The sequence below is a fragment of the Micromonospora sp. NPDC002296 genome (assembly GCF_040296145.1).
Lineage (GTDB): Bacteria > Actinomycetota > Actinomycetes > Mycobacteriales > Micromonosporaceae > Micromonospora.
In genome coordinates, this window is sequence record NZ_JBEOWQ010000007.1 from 38,149 (window position 1) to 54,927 (window position 16,779).

Sequence of the window (16,779 nt, forward strand, 5' to 3'; positions counted from 1 at the left end):
CCGGGCCACGAAAGCCGGCCCGGGTCGCGTACCGTTGCGGCTCATGGGTGTGTCGCAACGGTTCAAGAGCAGGTTCCGGCGGTTCCTCCAGCGGCCCGGCACCACGGTCGATCTGGGCCCGCTGGAGAAGCTGCTGCCGGCCATCGAGGCCCGCGAGGAGGAGCTGTCGGCGCTGGCCGACGCCGATCTCACCGAGTCCGCCGGCGTCGCCACCGGGTACGAGGAGATCTGCGCCATCGGCCGGGAGGCCGCCCGGCGGGGGCTCGACCAGCGGCCGTACGACGTGCAGCTGCTCGGCGCGATGGCCCTGCTCTCCGGCAAGGTCGCCGAGATGGCCACCGGTGAGGGCAAGACCCTCACCGCCACGATCGCAGCGTACGGGCACGTCCGGCTCGGCAACGGCCCGGTGCACGTGCTCACCGTCAACGACTACCTGGCCCGCCGCGATGCGCAGTGGATGGAGCCGGTCTACGCCCTGCTCGGGCTGACCGTCGGCTGGGTCAACGAGGCGTCCACCCCGCAGGAGCGGCGCGACGCGTACGGCTGCGACGTCACCTACGTCTCGGTCAGCGAGGCCGGCTTCGACTACCTGCGCGACCAGCTCGTCACCGACCTCGACGACCGGGTCCAGCCGCCGCTGGCCACGGCCATCGTCGACGAGGCCGACTCGATCCTGATCGACGAGGCCCGGGTGCCGATGGTCCTCGCGGGCGCGGTCGGCGGAGAACAGGACCCGGTGCACACCGCCGCGGCGTTGATCCGCGGACTGCGCAAGGGCAGGCACTACACGGTGGCCGAGGACGGCCGCAGCGTCGCCTTCACCTCCGACGGCCTGGCCGCCGTCGAGGCCAAGCTGGGCGGCATCGACCTGTACGACTCCGAGCACGTCGGGCAGCTCTCCGCGGTCAACGTGGCGCTGCACGCACACGCCCTGCTGCACCGCGACGTCGACTACATCGTCCGGGACGGCTCGGTGGAGCTGATCGACGAGATGCGCGGCCGGGTGGCGCAGCGCCGCCGCTGGCCCGACGGCCTCCAGGCGGCGGTCGAGGCGAAGGAAGGCCTGGACGCCACCGCCGAGGGCGAGGTGCTGGGCACCATCGCCGTGCAGGCGTACATCGCGCTCTACCCGAAGCTGTGCGGCATGACCGCCACGGCGGTGCTGGTCGGCGACCAGCTGCGTGAGTTCTTCGGCCTGGAGGTGGCGGTGATCCCGCCGAACACCCCCTGCATCCGCGAGGACGAGCCGGACCGCATCTACGCCACCCGGGCCGAGAAGGAGGAGGCGCTGGTCGACGAGATCAAGCGCTGCCACGACAAGGGCCGGCCGGTGCTGGTCGGCACCCTCGACGTCAAGGAGTCCGAGCAGCTCGCCGCCGGGCTGAACGCCGCCGGGGTGCCCTGCGTGGTGCTCAACGCCAAGAACGACGACGAGGAGGCGGCGATCATCGCCGAGGCCGGCGCGTACGGCGCGGTCACCGTCTCCACCCAGATGGCCGGCCGGGGCGTCGACATCCGGCTCGGCGGCAGCGACCAGGCCGACCGGGACCGGGTGGCCGAGCTGGGCGGCCTCTACGTGATCGGCGGCGGCCGGCACGACAGCCGCCGCGTCGACGACCAGCTGCGCGGCCGGGCCGGCCGGCAGGGCGACCCGGGCGGCTCGGTCTTCTGCGTCAGCCTTGAGGACGACCTGGTGGTCCGGCACGCCGGCGACGCCGTGCCGGCCTCGCCCCGGATGAACGCCGACGGCCTGGTCACCGACCCGCAGGTCGACTACGCGGTGGAGCACGCCCAGCGGGTCGCCGAGGGCGTCAACCACGAGATCCACCGCAACACCTGGCGCTACAGCGTGGTCATCGAGCAGCAGCGTAAGGCCCTCGCCGAGCGGCGGGAGCGCCTGCTGACCAGTGACATCGCCGCGCTGATGCTGCTGGAGCGGGTGCCGGAGAAGGCCGAGGAGATGGACGAGGACCTGCTCGCCCGGGTGGCCCGGTCGATCGCCCTCTACCACCTCGACCGGCTGTGGGCCGAGCACCTGGCCGAGCTGTCGGAGGTGCGCGAGGGCGTACACCTGCGCGCCCTGGGCCGGCTCGACCCGCTCGACGAGTTCCACCGGGCGGCGGTGCCGGCGTTCAACACGCTGGTCCCGGAGATCGAGACCCGCACCATCGACACCTTCACCGAGACCGATTTCGACGACGACTGGGAGCCGGACGAGTCGACCCTGGTCCGCCCCAGCGCCACCTGGACGTACCTCGTCCACGACAACCCGTTCGGCTCGGAGCTGGACCGGCTCATCGCCTCGGTGGGCCGGCGGCTCAGCTCCGCCCCGCGCTGACCGCCGCGGGACGGCTCCCCCCGCTCGGGGGAGCCGTCCCGGCTGCGGTGATCCGGCCTCCACTCCGGCTTCAGCCAGGAAAGTGGGCCGCTTTTCGGCCGTTTCGACCCGGGTCGGCGAGGGTAGTAGCCCGGGCCGGACTAATCGGGAGAGAGCAGACGATGACACAGCCGAAGATCGGCGCGCGGCGCCGGTCACCGGCCGGCCCCGCTACGGGGGCGAGGGCCCGGTGAACCTGGAGACGCAGGCACCCGACACCGAGACCCTGAGCGTCCTGGAGACCGCGGCGCTGCTGCGGGAGCTGACCGCCGGTCTCATCGTCGTGACCGATTTCGACGAGGCGCTGACCCGTCTGGTCCGGATCGCCCGCGGCGCTGTCGCCGGGGTCACCTGGTGTGGCTTCACCGCCCTGCGGGCCGGGGAGCCGGCGGGGGTGGCCGCCTCCGACCCGGCCCTGGCCGGCCTGGACGACCTGCGCCCCGGCCCCGACTCGCCGGCGATGAGCGCCATCCACCGCCGCGAGATGATCCTCTCCGACGACCTGGCCCGGGAGTCCCGCTGGCCGGCCTGGACGGCCCAGGCCCGCGACCTCGGCGTGCGCGGGGTGATCTCCGCTCCCGTCGACGTCGACGAGCAGGTCATCGGCGCGATCAACCTGTACGCCTCGGCGTCGGCGGTGCTGACCACCCGGCACCAGCTCACCGCGATGCTGCTTGCCGAGCACGCCGGGCTGCTCCTCGCGGCGGTGCGGGACCGGGAGCGGCGGGCCGCCCAGGCCGACGCACTGGACGCCGCGCAACTCGCCGACGGGGTGGTCGGGCAGGCGACCGGAGTGATCATGACCCAGCGGGGCTGCCCCGCCCCGGAGGCGCTCCAGGTGCTGCGCAGCGCGGCGCTGTCGCTGGGCATTCCGGTGCGGGAGGTCGCCGAGCGCCTTGTGACCACGGTCTCCCGCCCCCGGGAGAACTGACCCACCACCGGTCCCCTCGACGGCGGTCAGCAGGCCCCGCGGTGTCCGATGTGCGTCCCGCCCCGGTCGGCCCGTCGTTTCCCTCCCGCCGTCCGGGGGTAGCAACCTGAGACCGATGAGCTGAGACGACGGTGAGCTGAGACGACCAGGGGAGACCACGATGGAGAGCCGGCTGCGAGTGCACGGGCACCCGATCCAACCGATGCTGGTGACGTTCCCGTTCGGACTGTTCGTCAGCGCCACGGTCTTCGACCTGGCCGACGTGGCCGGGGGCCCGGCGTTCCTCGGGGAGGTCGGCTACTGGACGTCGGTCGCCGCGCTGGTCGCCGCCGGGCTGTCCACCGTGGCCGGCATGGTCGACCTGTGGGACGCCACCGGCGGCCGGACGCACCGCACCAAGATCACGTTCAACCTGGTCAACGTCACGATGGCCGCGTTGTTCCTGCTGACCTGCCTGATCCGGTCGCACTCGCCGCAGCGCGGCGCGACCGGCGCGATGCTCGCCGCCGAACTGGTCGCGCTCGGCGTGGGCGGGGTCGGCGTGTGGCTCGGAGCCCGCCTGATGCGCCAGTTCGAGTCATCCCGCGCCGAGGCGGACACCCTCGACGCGCTGGGCGGAGTGGCCGGCCCGACCGTGGAGATCGTCCGCCCCCGCGCCTGATCCCCGTCGGGTGCCGCCTGTGGCCGCCGCCGCAGCTGTCGCCGCCGTCGGATGCCGCCTGTGGCCGTCGCCGCCGTCGGGTGCCGCATTTGGGGTGGCGCGGCCGGGGCGCCGCCGGCCGGGGCGAATTGGGTTGCTCCACCGGCCGGCGGGCGGCCAGGCTGGCCGGATGAGCGGGCGAGGGACCTTCGAGCAACTGCTGGCCGAGGGCGCGGCCGTGCCCGTGCGGGGCTGGGACTTCTCCTGGCTGAACGACCGCGCCTGCGAGGAACGACCGCCCTGGGGCTACGCCCGGCTGGTCGCCGACCGGATGGCGCGGGTCGGTGCGGCGCTGGACGTCGACACCGGCGGCGGCGAGGTGCTCGCCGAGGTGCCCCACCCACCCCGGGTGCTGCTGGCCACCGAGGCGTGGCCGCCCAACGTCGAGGTGGCCCGACGCACGCTGCGCCCGCTCGGTGCGACGGTCCTGTGGGTCGCCGAGGGCGGCGACCTGCCGGTGCGGGACGCCACGCTGGACCTGGTGGTCAGCCGGCACCCGGTGTGCACCCGCTGGGACGAGGTCGCCCGGGTGCTGCGGCGGGGCGGGACGTTCCTGTCCCAGCAGATCCGTGGCGGCACGGTACGGGAGTTGAGCGAGGCCCTGCTCGGCCCCCTGCCCCCGACCGTGCGTCAGTTGCCCGAGCAGGCCGTGGCCGCCGCGGAGGCGGCCGGGCTGACGGTCGTGGACCTGCGCGAGGCGACCCTGCGAACGGTGTTCTACGACATCGCCGCAGTGACCTACTTCCTGCGCAAGGTGGTCTGGACGGTGCCAGGGTTCACCGTCGCGCGGTACCGCCCGCAGCTCGCCCGCCTGCACGACCGGATCGAGCGCGAGGGCCCGTTCGTCGCCCACGCCCGGCGGTTCCTGATCGAGGCGGTCCGGCCCGCCTGACGCCCCCGCCCGTCCGGGCGGGCCGGGCCCGGTCATCCGGTCAGCGGTGTGCCTCCGCGTGGTGCGCGGCGAGCACGTCCGCGCCGAAATCGCTCGCCGGGCGGCGCAGCACGGTGTGCGCGTGGTTGCCGTCGTCGCTCGTGTTGTCGTACTCGATCAGCAGGTCGTCGCCCTGCAGCCGGTAGTAGTGGCGCTGGCCCGGCCGGGTCGGGCCGGCCCAGGCGAAGTGCAGCGGGCCGCCGGCGAGCCGGCCGGCCTCCCGGACGGCGAGTTCCGGCGGCAGCCGGTCGAGGTACACGGCGACGAGTTGGTCGAGCATGGCCCGGCCGGTGGGGCCGAGCCGGTCGGCCGGCACCCCGACCGGCGTGATCGACCCCGGTGCGTCCGGCCGGGTGGCGCTGATGATGTCGGCGGGCGCCTCGTCGGCGACGATCGCGGCCGCCCGCCCGGCCGGACCGATCGCGTCGAGCAGGGCGCGGGCCAGGTCCTCCTCGACGCCGAGGGGCCGGGAGACCGGATGCCCGGCGTGCCGGACGGTGGCCGGGTTCGCGCCCAGGAACACCGGGGCGGAGGAGACCTGGTCGTCGACCACGGTCATGCTCACCGACAGGTGGTGCCCCTCGAACCGCCACGCCCACCGGTCGTCGCGGGCCGGATCGCCGAAGACCGCCACCCAGTAGTCGCCGCTGTGCCGCCCGCGCCGCCAGCCCTCGGCCCGGTCCAGCACCTCCTCCAGCGCGACGACGGCCATCGCCTGCGCGTACGCCGCCGGGCTGAGCCCGGTGGCCAGCAACCGGTGTGCGGCCTTGCGGCCGGCGCGGTCCAGGTCGGCCAGGCAGACCCCCGGGCGCGGCCGGGGCCGGTACTCCAGCTGTCGCCGGGCGGCGTCGTCGAAGGGGTGCGCGGCGCGGGCCCGCCCCGCCTCGTCGAGCGCGCCGAGCAGCGCGACGCCGGCCGTGCGCATCTGTTCGGGTACGGGATCTTCCACCGACCCTGTATACCCCGCCCGGGACCGTCCCGGGGTCAGCGGGCGGTGAGCAGGTCGAGCATCTCCGGCAGGTCGAAGAAGCGTGCGGTGTCCAGCGCGGACGGGCCGCCGTGCTCAGGATCGGCGCCGGCGGCCAGCAGCGCGCGGACCGTGTCGGGGTTCTTCCGGAACACCGCGGCGGCCAGCGCGGTCTGGCCCCGGTCGTTGACCCGGGCATGGTCGGCGCCGCGGGCCAGCAGGGCCGCCACGGTGTCGGGGTGGTTGTGGTACGCGGCCAGGATCAGCAGCGTGTCGCCCTTGTCGTTGGTCAGGTTGACCGGCAGTCCGGCGTCGACGTTCCCGCTCAGCTCCTCGGTGGCCCCGTCCCGGGCGAGGTCGAACATGCGGTGGGCGAAGGCGAGGGTCTCCGCGTCCAGGTCGTCGCTCATCCGTCCAGGTTAGTGGGCGGGGGCGGCGGGCGGCCTGATAGCTTGCCGAGCCGGCGTGGGGAGGGGCGATGGACAACAGGGTGTACGTGGGAAACGCGGGCGTGGACGGCCCGGCCGAGGGCGGCTGGCTGCTCGGCCACTTCATGCCGCCGGGCGACCCCCGGCACAGCGCCGACGTCGAGGTGAAGTGGGGCGTGCACCAGCCGGGGGAGGCGCGGTCCCGATGGGCCACCGACGAGCGGCGTACCGCGCTGCTGGTGCTGGTCAGCGGCGGCCGGTTCCGGGTCGAACTGCCGGACCGCACGGTGCTGCTGGCCGAGCCGGGCGACTACGTGGTGTGGGGCCGGGGCGTGGATCACTCCTGGTACGCCGAGCGCGAGTCGGTGCTGCTGACGGTGCGCTGGCCCTCGCTACCGGGTTACCGGGTGGAGCCGCCGGTCCGCCACTGAGCGGCGCAGTGCGGTCCCCGCCGGACGCAGCGCGACACCGCCGTCCCAGCATGCGGTATTACCTACTAAACCTATAGGGTTTGCATCCTATGCTGTCGGGGCACGCGTCACCGATTCCCCGTGAGGTTCCGCCATGGTCACCAGTCGCCGCCCCGAGCCCGACCTGCTCGCCGTCGCCGCCCGGTACGCCGCCGACCCGGCCGGCTGGCCGGTCCCGCTGCACTTCGACCCCGACGAGCGGTGGTACGCCCGGCTCGCCGTGGCCGCGGACCACGAGGTGTGGGCGCTGAGCTGGCTGCCCGGCCAGGGCACCGACCTGCACGACCACGGCGGGTCCTCCGGGGCGTTCCTGGTCGTCGACGGTGTCCTCACCGAGGAGACGGTCAGCGGCGGCCGGCTGCGCCCCCACCGCCTCGCGGCCGGATCCGGCCGACGGTTCGGCGCCCGGCACGTGCACGTGGTGACCAACCGCGGCGACCAGCCGGCGGTCAGCGTGCACGTCTACCGCCCCGCGCTGACCCGGATGACCCGCTACCACCTCGTCGACGGGCGGCTGCGGGTGGCGGAGGTCGCCGAGGCCGGCGTCGCCTGGTGAGATCCCGATTGACCCCGATCGGGCGGACCACCGCCCGCCGTCCCTGGAAGGACCGAGAAATGTCGCACGACCACGCTCAGGACTGTCCCGCCCCCGTGCCGCCCCCCGGCTCCCGGGGCATCGACGAGATCCTCGCCGAGGCCCGGTCCCGCCTGCGCCGGCTCGACCCGGAGCAGGCCCACGTGGCCTACCGCGGCGGCGCGCTGCTGGTCGACATCCGGCCGGCCGGGCAGCGCGCCGCGCACGGCACGGTTCCCGGCTCCCTCACGATCGAGCGCAACGTGCTGGAGTGGCGCTTCGACCCGCGCTGTCCGGCGCGACTGCCCCAGGCCGTCGGCTACGACCTGCCGGTGGTGGTCCTCTGCCAGGAGGGCTACACCTCCTCGCTCGCCGCCGCCGCGCTCCAGGACATCGGGCTGCACCGCGCCACCGACGTGATCGGCGGCTTCGCCGCCTGGCGGATCGCCGGTCTGCCCACCCTCGGCCCCACGCCCCCGCTCCGTTCCCCGTCCGTCGCGTCGCCGGTTACCGCCGGCCGAGCGCACTTCTGACCGCCGCGCCCCACCGGGCGCGGCGGACGGCATCGCCATCCCAGGAGGCATCATGTCCGTCGTCGCCATCTCCCCGCGCCCCCATTCGTCGGGGCGCCCCGACCGGGCCCCGCAGGGCCGATCCGATCGCCCGACGGGGCGCGCCGACCGGGTCCCGCCGACCCACCCCCGGTCCGCGCCGACGCTGACCGTCACCGTCGAGCTCACCCCCGGGCAGTTGACGCCCCGCCTCGCCCGGCTCGTCGAGCTGCTGCGGGAGCTGGCCGAGTCGGGGGAGGGCACCCTGCTGCCCGGCCCGTCGGAACACCGTCGGATGGTGGTGGAGCCGGGGGCCCCGGCGGAGCGCGGTCGTCCCGCGGAGGCCTGGCCGGCACCGGACGGCGTGTCGACCGGGGCGCGACCCTACGCCGTCCCCTCGCTGCCGGAGCACCCGGACGAGGTCCGGATCCTGGCCGCGTCCCGGGTGGTGCGGCAGGGCTCGCGGGTGATCCCGCTGACCCGCATCGAGTTCGACCTGCTGCACTTCCTGGCCGCGCACCCCCGCCGGGTCTTCACCCGCCTCCAGCTGCTCAGCAGCGTCTGGGGCTACGAGCACGCCGTGGCGCGCACCGTGGACGTGCACGTGCGCCGGCTGCGCGCCAAGCTCGGCGACGCCACGCCCCTGCTCACCACGGTCTACGGCGTCGGATACCGGCTCGCCGACGAGGCCCGGGTCAGCGTCGACCCCCACCGCTGAGCCGCCCCGCCGCCCCCCGCTGTCCCGCCACGGCGTACGCGGCGTGCCCCGCCACGGGGGTGCGCCGCGTCCGCGTGCCGGACGTCGACGACGTGCTGCCGGGCGTCCCCGCCGCCGGAACGGCAATGCGGACCCGGCGGGTACCCCCGTATCCCGTCATCGTGATGACTCTGCTGTAATCATCAAACCTCGTACGCAGAGCGAGCATTCGGCTCCGATGTGTTCGTCAATTGTCACATCCATGCAACGCAGCCGCCCCTTGACCCGCACCCGGGCGCCGGGAAGCATCGATGCAGCGGCGTCCCGGGCCGTGGGATACACCCGGACCAGCCAAGGAGGACCATGTCGGTCAGCCCCGCCTCGTCGCGCGCCGGATGGCATACGTCCCAGCCTGCGGTCCCCGGTCGTCCCCCCGGCGGTCAGCGCCGCCCCGCGAACACCACGACGCCCATGCTCACCGTGACCCTGCACATCCCGCTGGCGGCCGAGGAGACGCTGACCCCGGCGGCCCGCCAGCTGCTCGACGCGGCCCGGGAGATGCTCGAACTGGGCGAGGCCGTCGTCTCCACCGGCCCCGCGCCGGAGCGCCGGCCGGACCAGGCACCCGGCGGGCGGTCGCCGTCCCGCCCGCTGGCCTCGATCGTGCCGGCGCTGCACATCCTGGCGTCGTCCCGGTCGGTGCTGCGCGACGGCGAGCCGCTGCCCCTGACCCGGCTGGAGTTCGACCTCCTGCTGCACCTGGTCGCCCACCCGCGCCGCGTGTTCACCCGGCTGCAACTGCTCAACGCGGTCTGGGGCTACGAGCACGCCGGGGTACGCACCGTCGACGTGCACGTGCGCCGGCTGCGCGGCAAGGTCGGGGTCGACGTGCCGCTGGTCACCACGGTCTACGGCGTCGGCTACCGGCTCGCCGACGACGCCCGGGTCACCATCGACCGCAGCGCCTGACCCGCCCGCCCGGCCGCGCGTCACGTGACCGGGCACCATGGTCGGATGCGGGTACGACCCATCTCCCCCGAGCGGCTCGTCACCGAGCTGACCGAACGGCTCGTCGCCGCCGTAGCGCCCGGACGGCTCCGGGTCGCCGTGGACGGCGCCCAGGCGGCGGCCCCCGACGCGTTGGCCGCCGCGCTGATCGCCCCGCTGCGCGCGCTCGGCCGGCCGGTGCTGCACGTCCGGGCCGAGGACTTCCTGCGGCCGGCGTCGGTCCGGCTGGAGTTCGGCCGAACCAACCCCGACGCGTACTACGAGAGCTGGGTCGACGAGCCGGGGCTGCGCCGGGAGGTCCTCGACCCGGCCGGGCCGGGCGGCTCCGGGCGGATGCTGCCCTCGCTCTGGGACGCCCACGCCGACCGGGCCAGCCGGGCCGGGTACGTCACGCTGCCGCCCGACGGGATCGTGCTGCTCAGCGGCGCGCTGCTGCTCGGCGGCGGGCTGCCCGTCGACCTCGCCGTGCACCTGGAGATCTCCCCGGCCGCGCTGGCCCGGCGCACCGACCCCGCGCTGCGCTGGACCCTGCCGGCCTTCGCCCGGTACGCCGAGGAGGTCGCCCCGGCCGGCCTCGCCGACGTCGTGGTCCGCGTCGACGACCCCCGCCGTCCCGCCCTGGTGGAGCCGGTGGTCCCCGGCTGACGGCGGGAACCGGACACGGTGGTCGGAGCCACGCCGGTGCGGGGGGCCGGGACGCCCGCCCAGGGCCGGGGAAATCCGCCGGTTTCAGGGCCCTGTGGACGGGGTAATCGCCCGGCTCACAGGGCGCGGGTGATCTCGCTCGCGCGGATGCAATCGGGGTTCGGGACATCCTCCCGGAGCACCAGGCCACACGAAAGGCAGGCAGTGATGCTCGTCCACGACACGGTAGCCACCGCTCGTTCGCAGGCGGACGCCGATCAGATCCGGGCGTCCCTGCGGGCACGCTACGACGAGCTCTCCGCGGAGTACGAGCAGGCGATGCTCCAGAGCCAGGTGCTGCGGCTGGTGGAGGTCGGTGACACCGCCGGCGACGACCAGGCCGACAGCGGCACCAAGACGGCCGAGCGGGACACCGCGCAGTCGCTGCTGCGCACCATCCTCGACCGCCGGGCCCAGTTCGAGCACGCCCTGACCCGGCTCGACGAGGGCACGTACGGGTTCTGCGAGGGCTGCACGGTGCCGATCCCCGTGGAGCGGCTGGAGATCTACCCGTCGGCCACCTCCTGCGTGGGGTGCAAGCAGACCCGGGAGCGGCGGGCCGCCTGAGCGTGCGGCCGCCGGACGCCGGTCGGGTGTGGTTGGACGCGGTGAACCCCGACCGTGGGTGAGATCAAGGTGGGCACCGCGTCCTGGACCGACCGGACCCTGCTCGACTCCGGGTGGTACCCGCAGACGGCGGACACCCCGGAGAAGCGGCTCGCGTACTACGCGAAGAAGTTCCCGCTGGTCGAGGTCGACGCCACCTACTACTCGCCGCCGGCCGAGCGCACCGCCCGATTGTGGGCAGAGCGCACACCGGACGGGTTCACCTTCAACGTCAAGGCGTTCAGCCTGCTCACCGGCCACCCGACCCGGGTGTCCGCGCTCTACAAGGACCTGCGGCCGGACACCGACAAGCGCAACGTCTACCCCGGCGACCTTCCCGCGCAGTCGTACGAGGAGGTGTGGACCCGGTTCTTGTCCGCCCTCGACCCGCTGGTCGAGGCGGGCCGGCTGGGCGCGCTGCTGTTCCAGTTCCCGCCCTGGTTCACCATCAAGCGGGACAACAAGCAGTACCTGCTGGAGGTGGCCCGCCGGTGCGCGCCGCTGCGACCCGTGTTCGAGTTCCGGCACGAGTCCTGGTTCGACGGGGCCAACCGCGACGAGACGCTGGGCTTCCTGCGCGAGCACGCCCTGGCGTACGTCTGCGTGGACATGCCGCAGGGGCACCGCTCGTCGGTGCCGCCCGTGCTGGAGGCCACCGCCGACCTGGCGGTGGTCCGCTTCCACGGCCACAGCGACAAGTGGACCAGCAAGGACATCCACGAGAAGTTCGGCTACGACTACTCCGACCGGGAGCTGAAGGAGTGGGCGCCCAGGCTGCGGAAGCTGGCCGACCAGGCGGGCGAGACGCACGCGCTCATGAACAACTGCTACCAGGATTACGCCCAGCGCAACGGCCAGCGCCTCCAGTCCCTCTTGGACGCCGGCACCTGACGGCGGGTGCGCTCAGCCCGCCTCGACGCCGCCGGCGCGGAGGATCTGCCTGACCCGTTCACGGGTGTAGCCGGTGGCCCGGACGATGTCGACTTGGCGCATGCCGCTGCGGGCCGCCTCGACGATGGCCTCCGCCAGCCGGGACCGCGCTGCGACGATCTCGCCGCGCGCCTCGGTCACCATCCGCTCCGCCTCGGCCTGCGCACTGGACATAGTCGCCTGGGCCTGCTGGTAGGCCTGAGCCGCCGTCGCGAGGTCGTCCGCCACATCGCAATCGTCCCACGGTGGATCTTGGGCCAACTGGCCTGGCGATATCTAGGCCAACTAACCTTGATTAGATTCGCCTAATCGGGGAGTATGACTTGGCCTGCGGCCTTCGAGTCTGGCCGCCTGTCGTCCTCGGGAGGTCGTCCTGTGAGTGTTCTGCCGCCGCTGCCCGGGTGCGGGGAACCGGCTACCGTCCGGATCGAGGTGTACGGGGGAGACAGCCTCGACGCCGCCGCGTACGCGTGCGCCGAGCACGTGGCCGCGTTCGTCGCGACGATCGGGGCCGCCGGGTGGTCCGCCCATCCGGTGCCGCGCGTCCCCGAACTGGGCCGACCCTGCGGGTACGTCTACCGGTACCCGACCGGCGGGTTGGCCGATCCGCCCGGCGGGGCCCATCCCCGCTGGTGCGACCGGGACGGCTGCACCGCCCGGCGACGGCACCGCTCGGCGCGTCTCCCGCTGACCCCGCGGTCGCCCGAGTCGCCCGTCGGTCCCTTCGTCGGGGAGGCCCGCGCCGACGTGGCGTTGGCGCAGGCGCTCGTGTCCGGGGCGGAGCCGATGCTCGTGCTTGCTGTGCGCGGGGCCGAGCCCGGTGAGCTGATGCTCTCCCTCAACCAAGGGCTGGTGCTGTCGTACCGGCTCCGTCGCCTGCTCGACCTCACCACCGCAACCTTCGCCCGCCGCCCCCACCCCGGTTCTCGCCCGCGCAACCGTCGCGGCTGCCCCTGATCGTCGGGCGTCCACGAAGAGCTGACAGCGATCCGGGCGGCCCCACCCTCTCGGGCCGGGCCGCCCGGACGATCGTCGGGTGCGAGGTCAGCTCGTCTCGCCGGCCACGCTGAACGAGCGAAGCCGGTCGATCGCGAGCACGGTGAAGCCGATGCTGATCAGCGCGCTCATCACCGCCGCGACCGGCACCGAGACGTCACCCTGCAACAGCCCGGTGGGGGCGATCCGGTCGGCGAGGGCGATCACGTACTGCTGGATGGAGAGCACCTTGGTGCCGCCGACGACGCCGCCGAGCAGCCCCTCCCAGATCAGCACGTAGACCAGGCCGAGCAGCACCGGCCGGCGGGTGAGCAGGCTGAGCGCCAGGAACAGCGCCGAGTACGCCAGTGTCCCGACGGCCGACGCGGCGGCGAGCGCCAGGCCGAGGCGTACGGAGTCGGCCAGCACGCCCGCCACGAAGAGCGGCACGGCGACGGTGACGGCGGTGACGCCGGCGGCCACCGCCAGCTTGGGCAGCACGATCTGCCAGCGCGGGAGCGGTTTGGTCAGGATGTGCACGATGGTGCCGTCGTCGATCTCGGCCCCCAGCACGCCGGTGCCGACGATCAGGGCGACCACCGGCAGCACCACGGCCAGGCCGAGGCCGACCAGCACCGGCGGGCCCCACTCGCCCGGGTCCACCCCGAGCGACCGGGACAGCACCGCCAGCACTACGAGCACCACGGGCAGCGGCAGCAGCAGGAGGAACCGGCGACGGCCGAACAGCCCCCGTACGGTGATCCAGGAAACGGTAGACATGGGTTCAGGCCTCCACCAGGTAGGAGAAGACGCTCTCCAGGGACTCGTCCTGAGGCACCAGTTGTCGCACCCGGATGCCCTCCGCCAGAGCGATCTTCGGCAGGACGCGGGTGAACGCGCCGTAGTCGCCGGCGCGCACGGACAACCCGGCGCGGTCCAGCTCGACACCCGTCACCGACGGCTCGGCGATCAGCGCCACGGCGAGCGCCCGGTCGTCGGTGCTGTGCACGGTGAAGACGTGCGGCCGGTTGGTCATCAGCCGGCGGATGGTGCGGAAGTCGCCGGAGGCGGCCAGTCGGCCGGCGACCATCACCTGGACGGTGCCGGAGACCTGCTCGACCTCCTCCAGGATGTGCGAGCTGAACAGGATGGTGCGGCCGGCATCGCCGAGGCGGTGCAGCAGCTGCATCATGTGCAGCCGCTGGCGCGGATCCATCCCGTTGAACGGCTCGTCGAGCAGCAGCACCTGCGGCTCGTGCACCAGCGCGGCGGCCACCCGGGCGCGCTGCCGCATGCCCTTGGAGTACGTGCCGATCCGGCGGTCCTGCGCGCCCTCCATCTCCACCAGGGCGATCGCCCGGCGGGTCGCCTCCGCCGGGTCCGGCAGCCGGTGCAGCTTCGCGCTGGCCAGCACGAACTCGTACGCGGTGAGGAAGGTGTGCACCGCCTCCCGCTCGCTGACCAGGCCGAGCTGGCGGTAGACGTCGGGGTTGCGCCAGGTGGGCCGGCCGTCCAGGCTCACCGCGCCGCGCGACGGGGCCAGAAAGCCCGCCATCATGTGCAGCAGGGTGGTCTTGCCCGCGCCGTTCGGGCCGAGCAGCCCGGTGACCCCCGGACCGAGGCTCATGCTGACGTCGTTGACCGCCACCACGTTGCCGTACCAGCGGGACACGCCGGCGAGGTCGAGGGTGCTGGTGGTGGTGGCGGTCGGTGTCGCCGCCGCCTGGTCGGCGCTGATCGTGGTCATCGGGCGGCCACCTTCCGGTATCGCAGCAGCAGCAGGGTGACGCAGCCGGCCACGAGCAGCACGGCGGCGACCGCGTAGACGGGACCGAAGTCGCCGATCGGCACTCCGTCCTGGCCCTCGGGCACCAGCAGGTCACCGAGCGCCCAGGCGCCCACGCCGCCCACCAGCGTCGACGGCGAGGCGAGGAAGGCCAGCTCGTTGACAGCCTGGGACGGCATGATCGACAGGGTGCCGACGATCGGCGTGGTCATCAGGAACACGGCCACGATCCCGCCGGCGGCGAACGCCCGCTTGCCGGTGCAGGAGGCGACCAGCAGCCCGACGGAGGCGAAGACCACGGCCCACAGCCCGGCGTAGAGCAGGCCCGGCAGCAGGTCGAGCAGCTCGTTCCAGACCCCGCGCATGCCTTCACCGCCGGTGAAGGCGGCGCCCAGGAACATCACCAGCTGCGGCCCGCCGAGCAGCAACCAGAGCGCGGTCGCCAGCGCCAGCAGCTTGGCCAGCGGGTAGTCCGACCGGGGCAGCGGCCGGGAGAAGTAGAGCGGCAGCACCCCGCTGCGCAGGTCGCGGGAGACCAGCTCGGGCGCGACCACCGCGACGAAGAAGATGACCAGCCAGCTCATTTTGTCGGCGAACTGGGCGTACGTCATCACCACCTCGCCGACCTGGCTGCGCACCGCGGCGAGCCCGGCGGCCACCACGGTGACGATGCCGACCACCAGCCAGGGGAAGATCTTGGCCTTCGCGCTGCGGCCCAGCCCGAACGCCGTCCGCAGGCCGTGCAGGTAGAGCGCGCCGAAGACGTGCCGGCGGCCCAGCCGGGGGCCGGTGTAGCGCTGGTAGCCGATGTCGTGGATGACGCCGGTCGGCTCAGGCATGGCTGGGCTCCCTCGTGGCGAAGAGCTCGGCCACCCGGTGCCGGCGCTGGTCCAGCCGGTGCAGCGGCAGGTCCAGCTCGGCGACCGCGCCGAGGATCAGGTCGTAGGTGGCGTCGTCGACGAGCTCGACGAGCAGCAGCCGGCCGTCCCGGCGGACCGGCAGGTCGAGCGCGGCCAGCCGCGCGGCCAACTCCTCCGTGCCCTCGCTGACCTCGACGGCGAGCACGTCGGTGGCGGAGGTCATGGCGGAGATGCGGTCGGCGCGCAGCAGCCGCCCGCCGTCGATGGCGACGAGGGTGTCGCAGATCCGTTCCACCTCGCCCAGCAGGTGCGAACAGACCAGCACGGAGATGCCGAACTCGGTGCCGATGCGGTGCACCAGCGCCAGCATGGCGTCCCGGCCGGCCGGGTCGAGGCCGTTGGTCGGCTCGTCGAGCAGCAGCAGGTCGGGGTCGTGCACGAGGGCCTGGGCGAGCTTGACCCGCTGCTTCATGCCCGTGGAGTAGCCGCCGACCGGGCGGTAGCGCTCCTCGTAGAGCCCGACGTGCCGCAGCGCCTCGGAGGCCCGCTCCCGGGCGACCGTACGCGGCAGGCCGCTGACCCGGCCGAGGTGGGTGACCAGCTCCGCGGCGGAGAGGTCCGGTGGCAGGGCGTCGTGCTCGGGCATGTAGCCGACCCGGGCGCGGACCTGGGCGGAGTCGGTGCTCGGGTCGAGGCCGAGCACCAGGGCCCGGCCGCTGGTCGGGGCGAGGAGGCCGAGCAGGATCTTGATCAGGGTCGACTTGCCGGCGCCGTTCGCACCGACCAGCCCGATGATCCCCGGCTCGACCGCGACGGTCAGGTCGGCCAAGGCCGTGACCCCACCCCCGTACGTCTTGGTCAGCGACTCGGTCGCGATGAGTGTCACGCCGTACAGCGTAGGGAGCGGGCTCCCGCATGGGTGGCGGCCAGCCCCCGGCGGTCCCCTGATCTTTCTGGCCGGGCTCCCCTAAGGTCCCGGGGCCGCGCCGGCCGTGTCCACACCCGAATCGGCGCGCAGCTCGCAGGCGGGGGCTCGGTGCCGAGAACGTCTGCGGGGAAGTCACCCGAAGAGGGTGAGGCGGGGTCATCCTCGCCGGGCGCAGCATGGGCGTGTCGGTGGCCGGTCGGCGGGAGACGGCCGCGACGGCGCAACAGGTACGGAGGTGCGGAGCATGACGGTTCGGGACACGGCGGGTCGGCGGCGTGGCGGTGTGCTGCACGTGGTCGGGTCACCCGGTGGCCCCCGCCCAGTCGGGGCACGGCCGGGCCGGGTGGGCCTTACCTCGCAGTGGCGGGGCCCGGCC

The 16,779-nt window shown here is 73.9% G+C and carries 20 protein-coding genes; 13 read left to right on the forward strand and 7 right to left on the reverse strand.

All coding sequences use genetic code 11. From position 1 onward, the window contains the following. Positions 1-43 precede the first annotated feature (43 nt). The 4 genes from secA2 (at position 44) to ABT023_RS08250 (ending at position 4,900) form a co-directional block, all read left to right on the forward strand. Positions 44-2,338 (forward strand): accessory Sec system translocase SecA2, encoded by a 2,295-nt coding sequence (gene secA2 / locus ABT023_RS08235; RefSeq protein ID WP_350883019.1) that lies wholly within the window; start codon positions 44-46, stop codon positions 2,336-2,338. Positions 2,339-2,567: 229 nt separating this feature from the next. Beyond that, the gene (locus ABT023_RS08240; RefSeq protein WP_350883021.1) at positions 2,568-3,308 is read left to right on the forward strand and encodes a GAF and ANTAR domain-containing protein; all 741 of its coding nucleotides are present in this window, start codon (positions 2,568-2,570) and stop codon (positions 3,306-3,308) included. Between the two features lie 160 nt (positions 3,309-3,468). After that, positions 3,469-3,969, forward strand: coding sequence for a DUF2231 domain-containing protein (locus ABT023_RS08245; RefSeq protein WP_350883023.1), 501 nt, complete (start codon positions 3,469-3,471; stop codon positions 3,967-3,969). A gap of 169 nt (positions 3,970-4,138) precedes the next feature. Continuing rightward, positions 4,139-4,900, forward strand: a complete 762-nt coding sequence (locus ABT023_RS08250) for a methyltransferase domain-containing protein (RefSeq protein ID WP_350883025.1) — start codon at positions 4,139-4,141, stop codon at positions 4,898-4,900. Positions 4,901-4,940: 40 nt separating this feature from the next. On the opposite strand, the gene ABT023_RS08255 is transcribed toward ABT023_RS08250, so the two are convergent. Together ABT023_RS08255 and ABT023_RS08260 are read right to left on the reverse strand one after the other, a co-directional pair. Next, on the reverse strand, positions 4,941-5,864 hold the full coding sequence (locus ABT023_RS08255) for a DUF3500 domain-containing protein (RefSeq protein ID WP_502890622.1): 924 nt from the start codon (positions 5,862-5,864) through the stop codon (positions 4,941-4,943). Positions 5,865-5,923: 59 nt separating this feature from the next. Further along, positions 5,924-6,316: an ankyrin repeat domain-containing protein gene (locus tag ABT023_RS08260; RefSeq protein WP_350883030.1), complete on the reverse strand. Its 393-nt coding sequence runs from the start codon at positions 6,314-6,316 to the stop codon at positions 5,924-5,926. Positions 6,317-6,384: 68 nt separating this feature from the next. Here ABT023_RS08260 and ABT023_RS08265 point away from each other — a divergent pair, with 68 nt between their 5' ends. From ABT023_RS08265 to ABT023_RS08300, 8 genes are all read left to right on the forward strand, one after another. Continuing rightward, complete coding sequence (locus ABT023_RS08265; RefSeq protein WP_350883032.1) at positions 6,385-6,765, forward strand: cupin domain-containing protein; 381 nt, start codon at positions 6,385-6,387, stop codon at positions 6,763-6,765. Positions 6,766-6,898: 133 nt separating this feature from the next. Then, positions 6,899-7,360, forward strand: a complete 462-nt coding sequence (locus tag ABT023_RS08270) for a cysteine dioxygenase (protein ID WP_350883034.1) — start codon at positions 6,899-6,901, stop codon at positions 7,358-7,360. Positions 7,361-7,419: 59 nt separating this feature from the next. Next, positions 7,420-7,911 carry a rhodanese-like domain-containing protein gene (locus ABT023_RS08275; RefSeq protein WP_350883036.1) on the forward strand — a complete coding sequence of 164 codons (492 nt, stop codon included), beginning with the start codon at positions 7,420-7,422 and terminating at the stop codon, positions 7,909-7,911. Positions 7,912-7,963: 52 nt separating this feature from the next. Beyond that, on the forward strand, positions 7,964-8,647 hold the full coding sequence (locus ABT023_RS08280; protein ID WP_350883038.1) for a winged helix-turn-helix domain-containing protein: 684 nt from the start codon (positions 7,964-7,966) through the stop codon (positions 8,645-8,647). 342 nt (positions 8,648-8,989) lie between these two features. After that, positions 8,990-9,595 carry a winged helix-turn-helix domain-containing protein gene (locus tag ABT023_RS08285; protein ID WP_350883040.1) on the forward strand — a complete coding sequence of 202 codons (606 nt, stop codon included), beginning with the start codon at positions 8,990-8,992 and terminating at the stop codon, positions 9,593-9,595. A gap of 45 nt (positions 9,596-9,640) precedes the next feature. Next, positions 9,641-10,279 carry a nucleoside/nucleotide kinase family protein gene (locus ABT023_RS08290; RefSeq protein ID WP_350883042.1) on the forward strand — a complete coding sequence of 213 codons (639 nt, stop codon included), beginning with the start codon at positions 9,641-9,643 and terminating at the stop codon, positions 10,277-10,279. A gap of 207 nt (positions 10,280-10,486) precedes the next feature. Beyond that, complete coding sequence (locus ABT023_RS08295) at positions 10,487-10,885, forward strand: TraR/DksA family transcriptional regulator (RefSeq protein ID WP_350883044.1); 399 nt, start codon at positions 10,487-10,489, stop codon at positions 10,883-10,885. A gap of 54 nt (positions 10,886-10,939) precedes the next feature. Then, on the forward strand, positions 10,940-11,815 hold the full coding sequence (locus ABT023_RS08300; protein ID WP_350883046.1) for a DUF72 domain-containing protein: 876 nt from the start codon (positions 10,940-10,942) through the stop codon (positions 11,813-11,815). Between the two features lie 12 nt (positions 11,816-11,827). Here the strand turns inward: ABT023_RS08300 and ABT023_RS08305 are convergent, their stop codons facing one another. Next, the gene (locus ABT023_RS08305) at positions 11,828-12,082 is read right to left on the reverse strand and encodes a hypothetical protein (protein WP_350883048.1); all 255 of its coding nucleotides are present in this window, start codon (positions 12,080-12,082) and stop codon (positions 11,828-11,830) included. 147 nt (positions 12,083-12,229) lie between these two features. Between ABT023_RS08305 and ABT023_RS08310 the strand changes: the two genes are divergently transcribed. Next, positions 12,230-12,811 (forward strand): hypothetical protein, encoded by a 582-nt coding sequence (locus tag ABT023_RS08310; protein ID WP_350883050.1) that lies wholly within the window; start codon positions 12,230-12,232, stop codon positions 12,809-12,811. Between the two features lie 87 nt (positions 12,812-12,898). On the opposite strand, the gene ABT023_RS08315 is transcribed toward ABT023_RS08310, so the two are convergent. From ABT023_RS08315 to ABT023_RS08330, 4 genes are read right to left on the reverse strand one after another with little or no spacing between them, the layout of a single operon-like run. Then, positions 12,899-13,609, reverse strand: coding sequence for an ABC transporter permease (locus ABT023_RS08315; RefSeq protein ID WP_350883052.1), 711 nt, complete (start codon positions 13,607-13,609; stop codon positions 12,899-12,901). Between the two features lie 4 nt (positions 13,610-13,613). Next, positions 13,614-14,576 carry an ABC transporter ATP-binding protein gene (locus tag ABT023_RS08320; RefSeq protein WP_350883054.1) on the reverse strand — a complete coding sequence of 321 codons (963 nt, stop codon included), beginning with the start codon at positions 14,574-14,576 and terminating at the stop codon, positions 13,614-13,616. Continuing rightward, positions 14,573-15,454 carry an ABC transporter permease gene (locus ABT023_RS08325; protein WP_350883056.1) on the reverse strand — a complete coding sequence of 294 codons (882 nt, stop codon included), beginning with the start codon at positions 15,452-15,454 and terminating at the stop codon, positions 14,573-14,575. The genes ABT023_RS08320 and ABT023_RS08325 overlap by 4 nt, the downstream gene beginning before the upstream one ends. Continuing rightward, on the reverse strand, positions 15,447-16,361 hold the full coding sequence (locus ABT023_RS08330) for an ABC transporter ATP-binding protein (RefSeq protein ID WP_350883058.1): 915 nt from the start codon (positions 16,359-16,361) through the stop codon (positions 15,447-15,449). Before ABT023_RS08330 ends, ABT023_RS08325 begins: the two co-directional genes overlap by 8 nt. Positions 16,362-16,779: the final 418 nt, after the last annotated feature.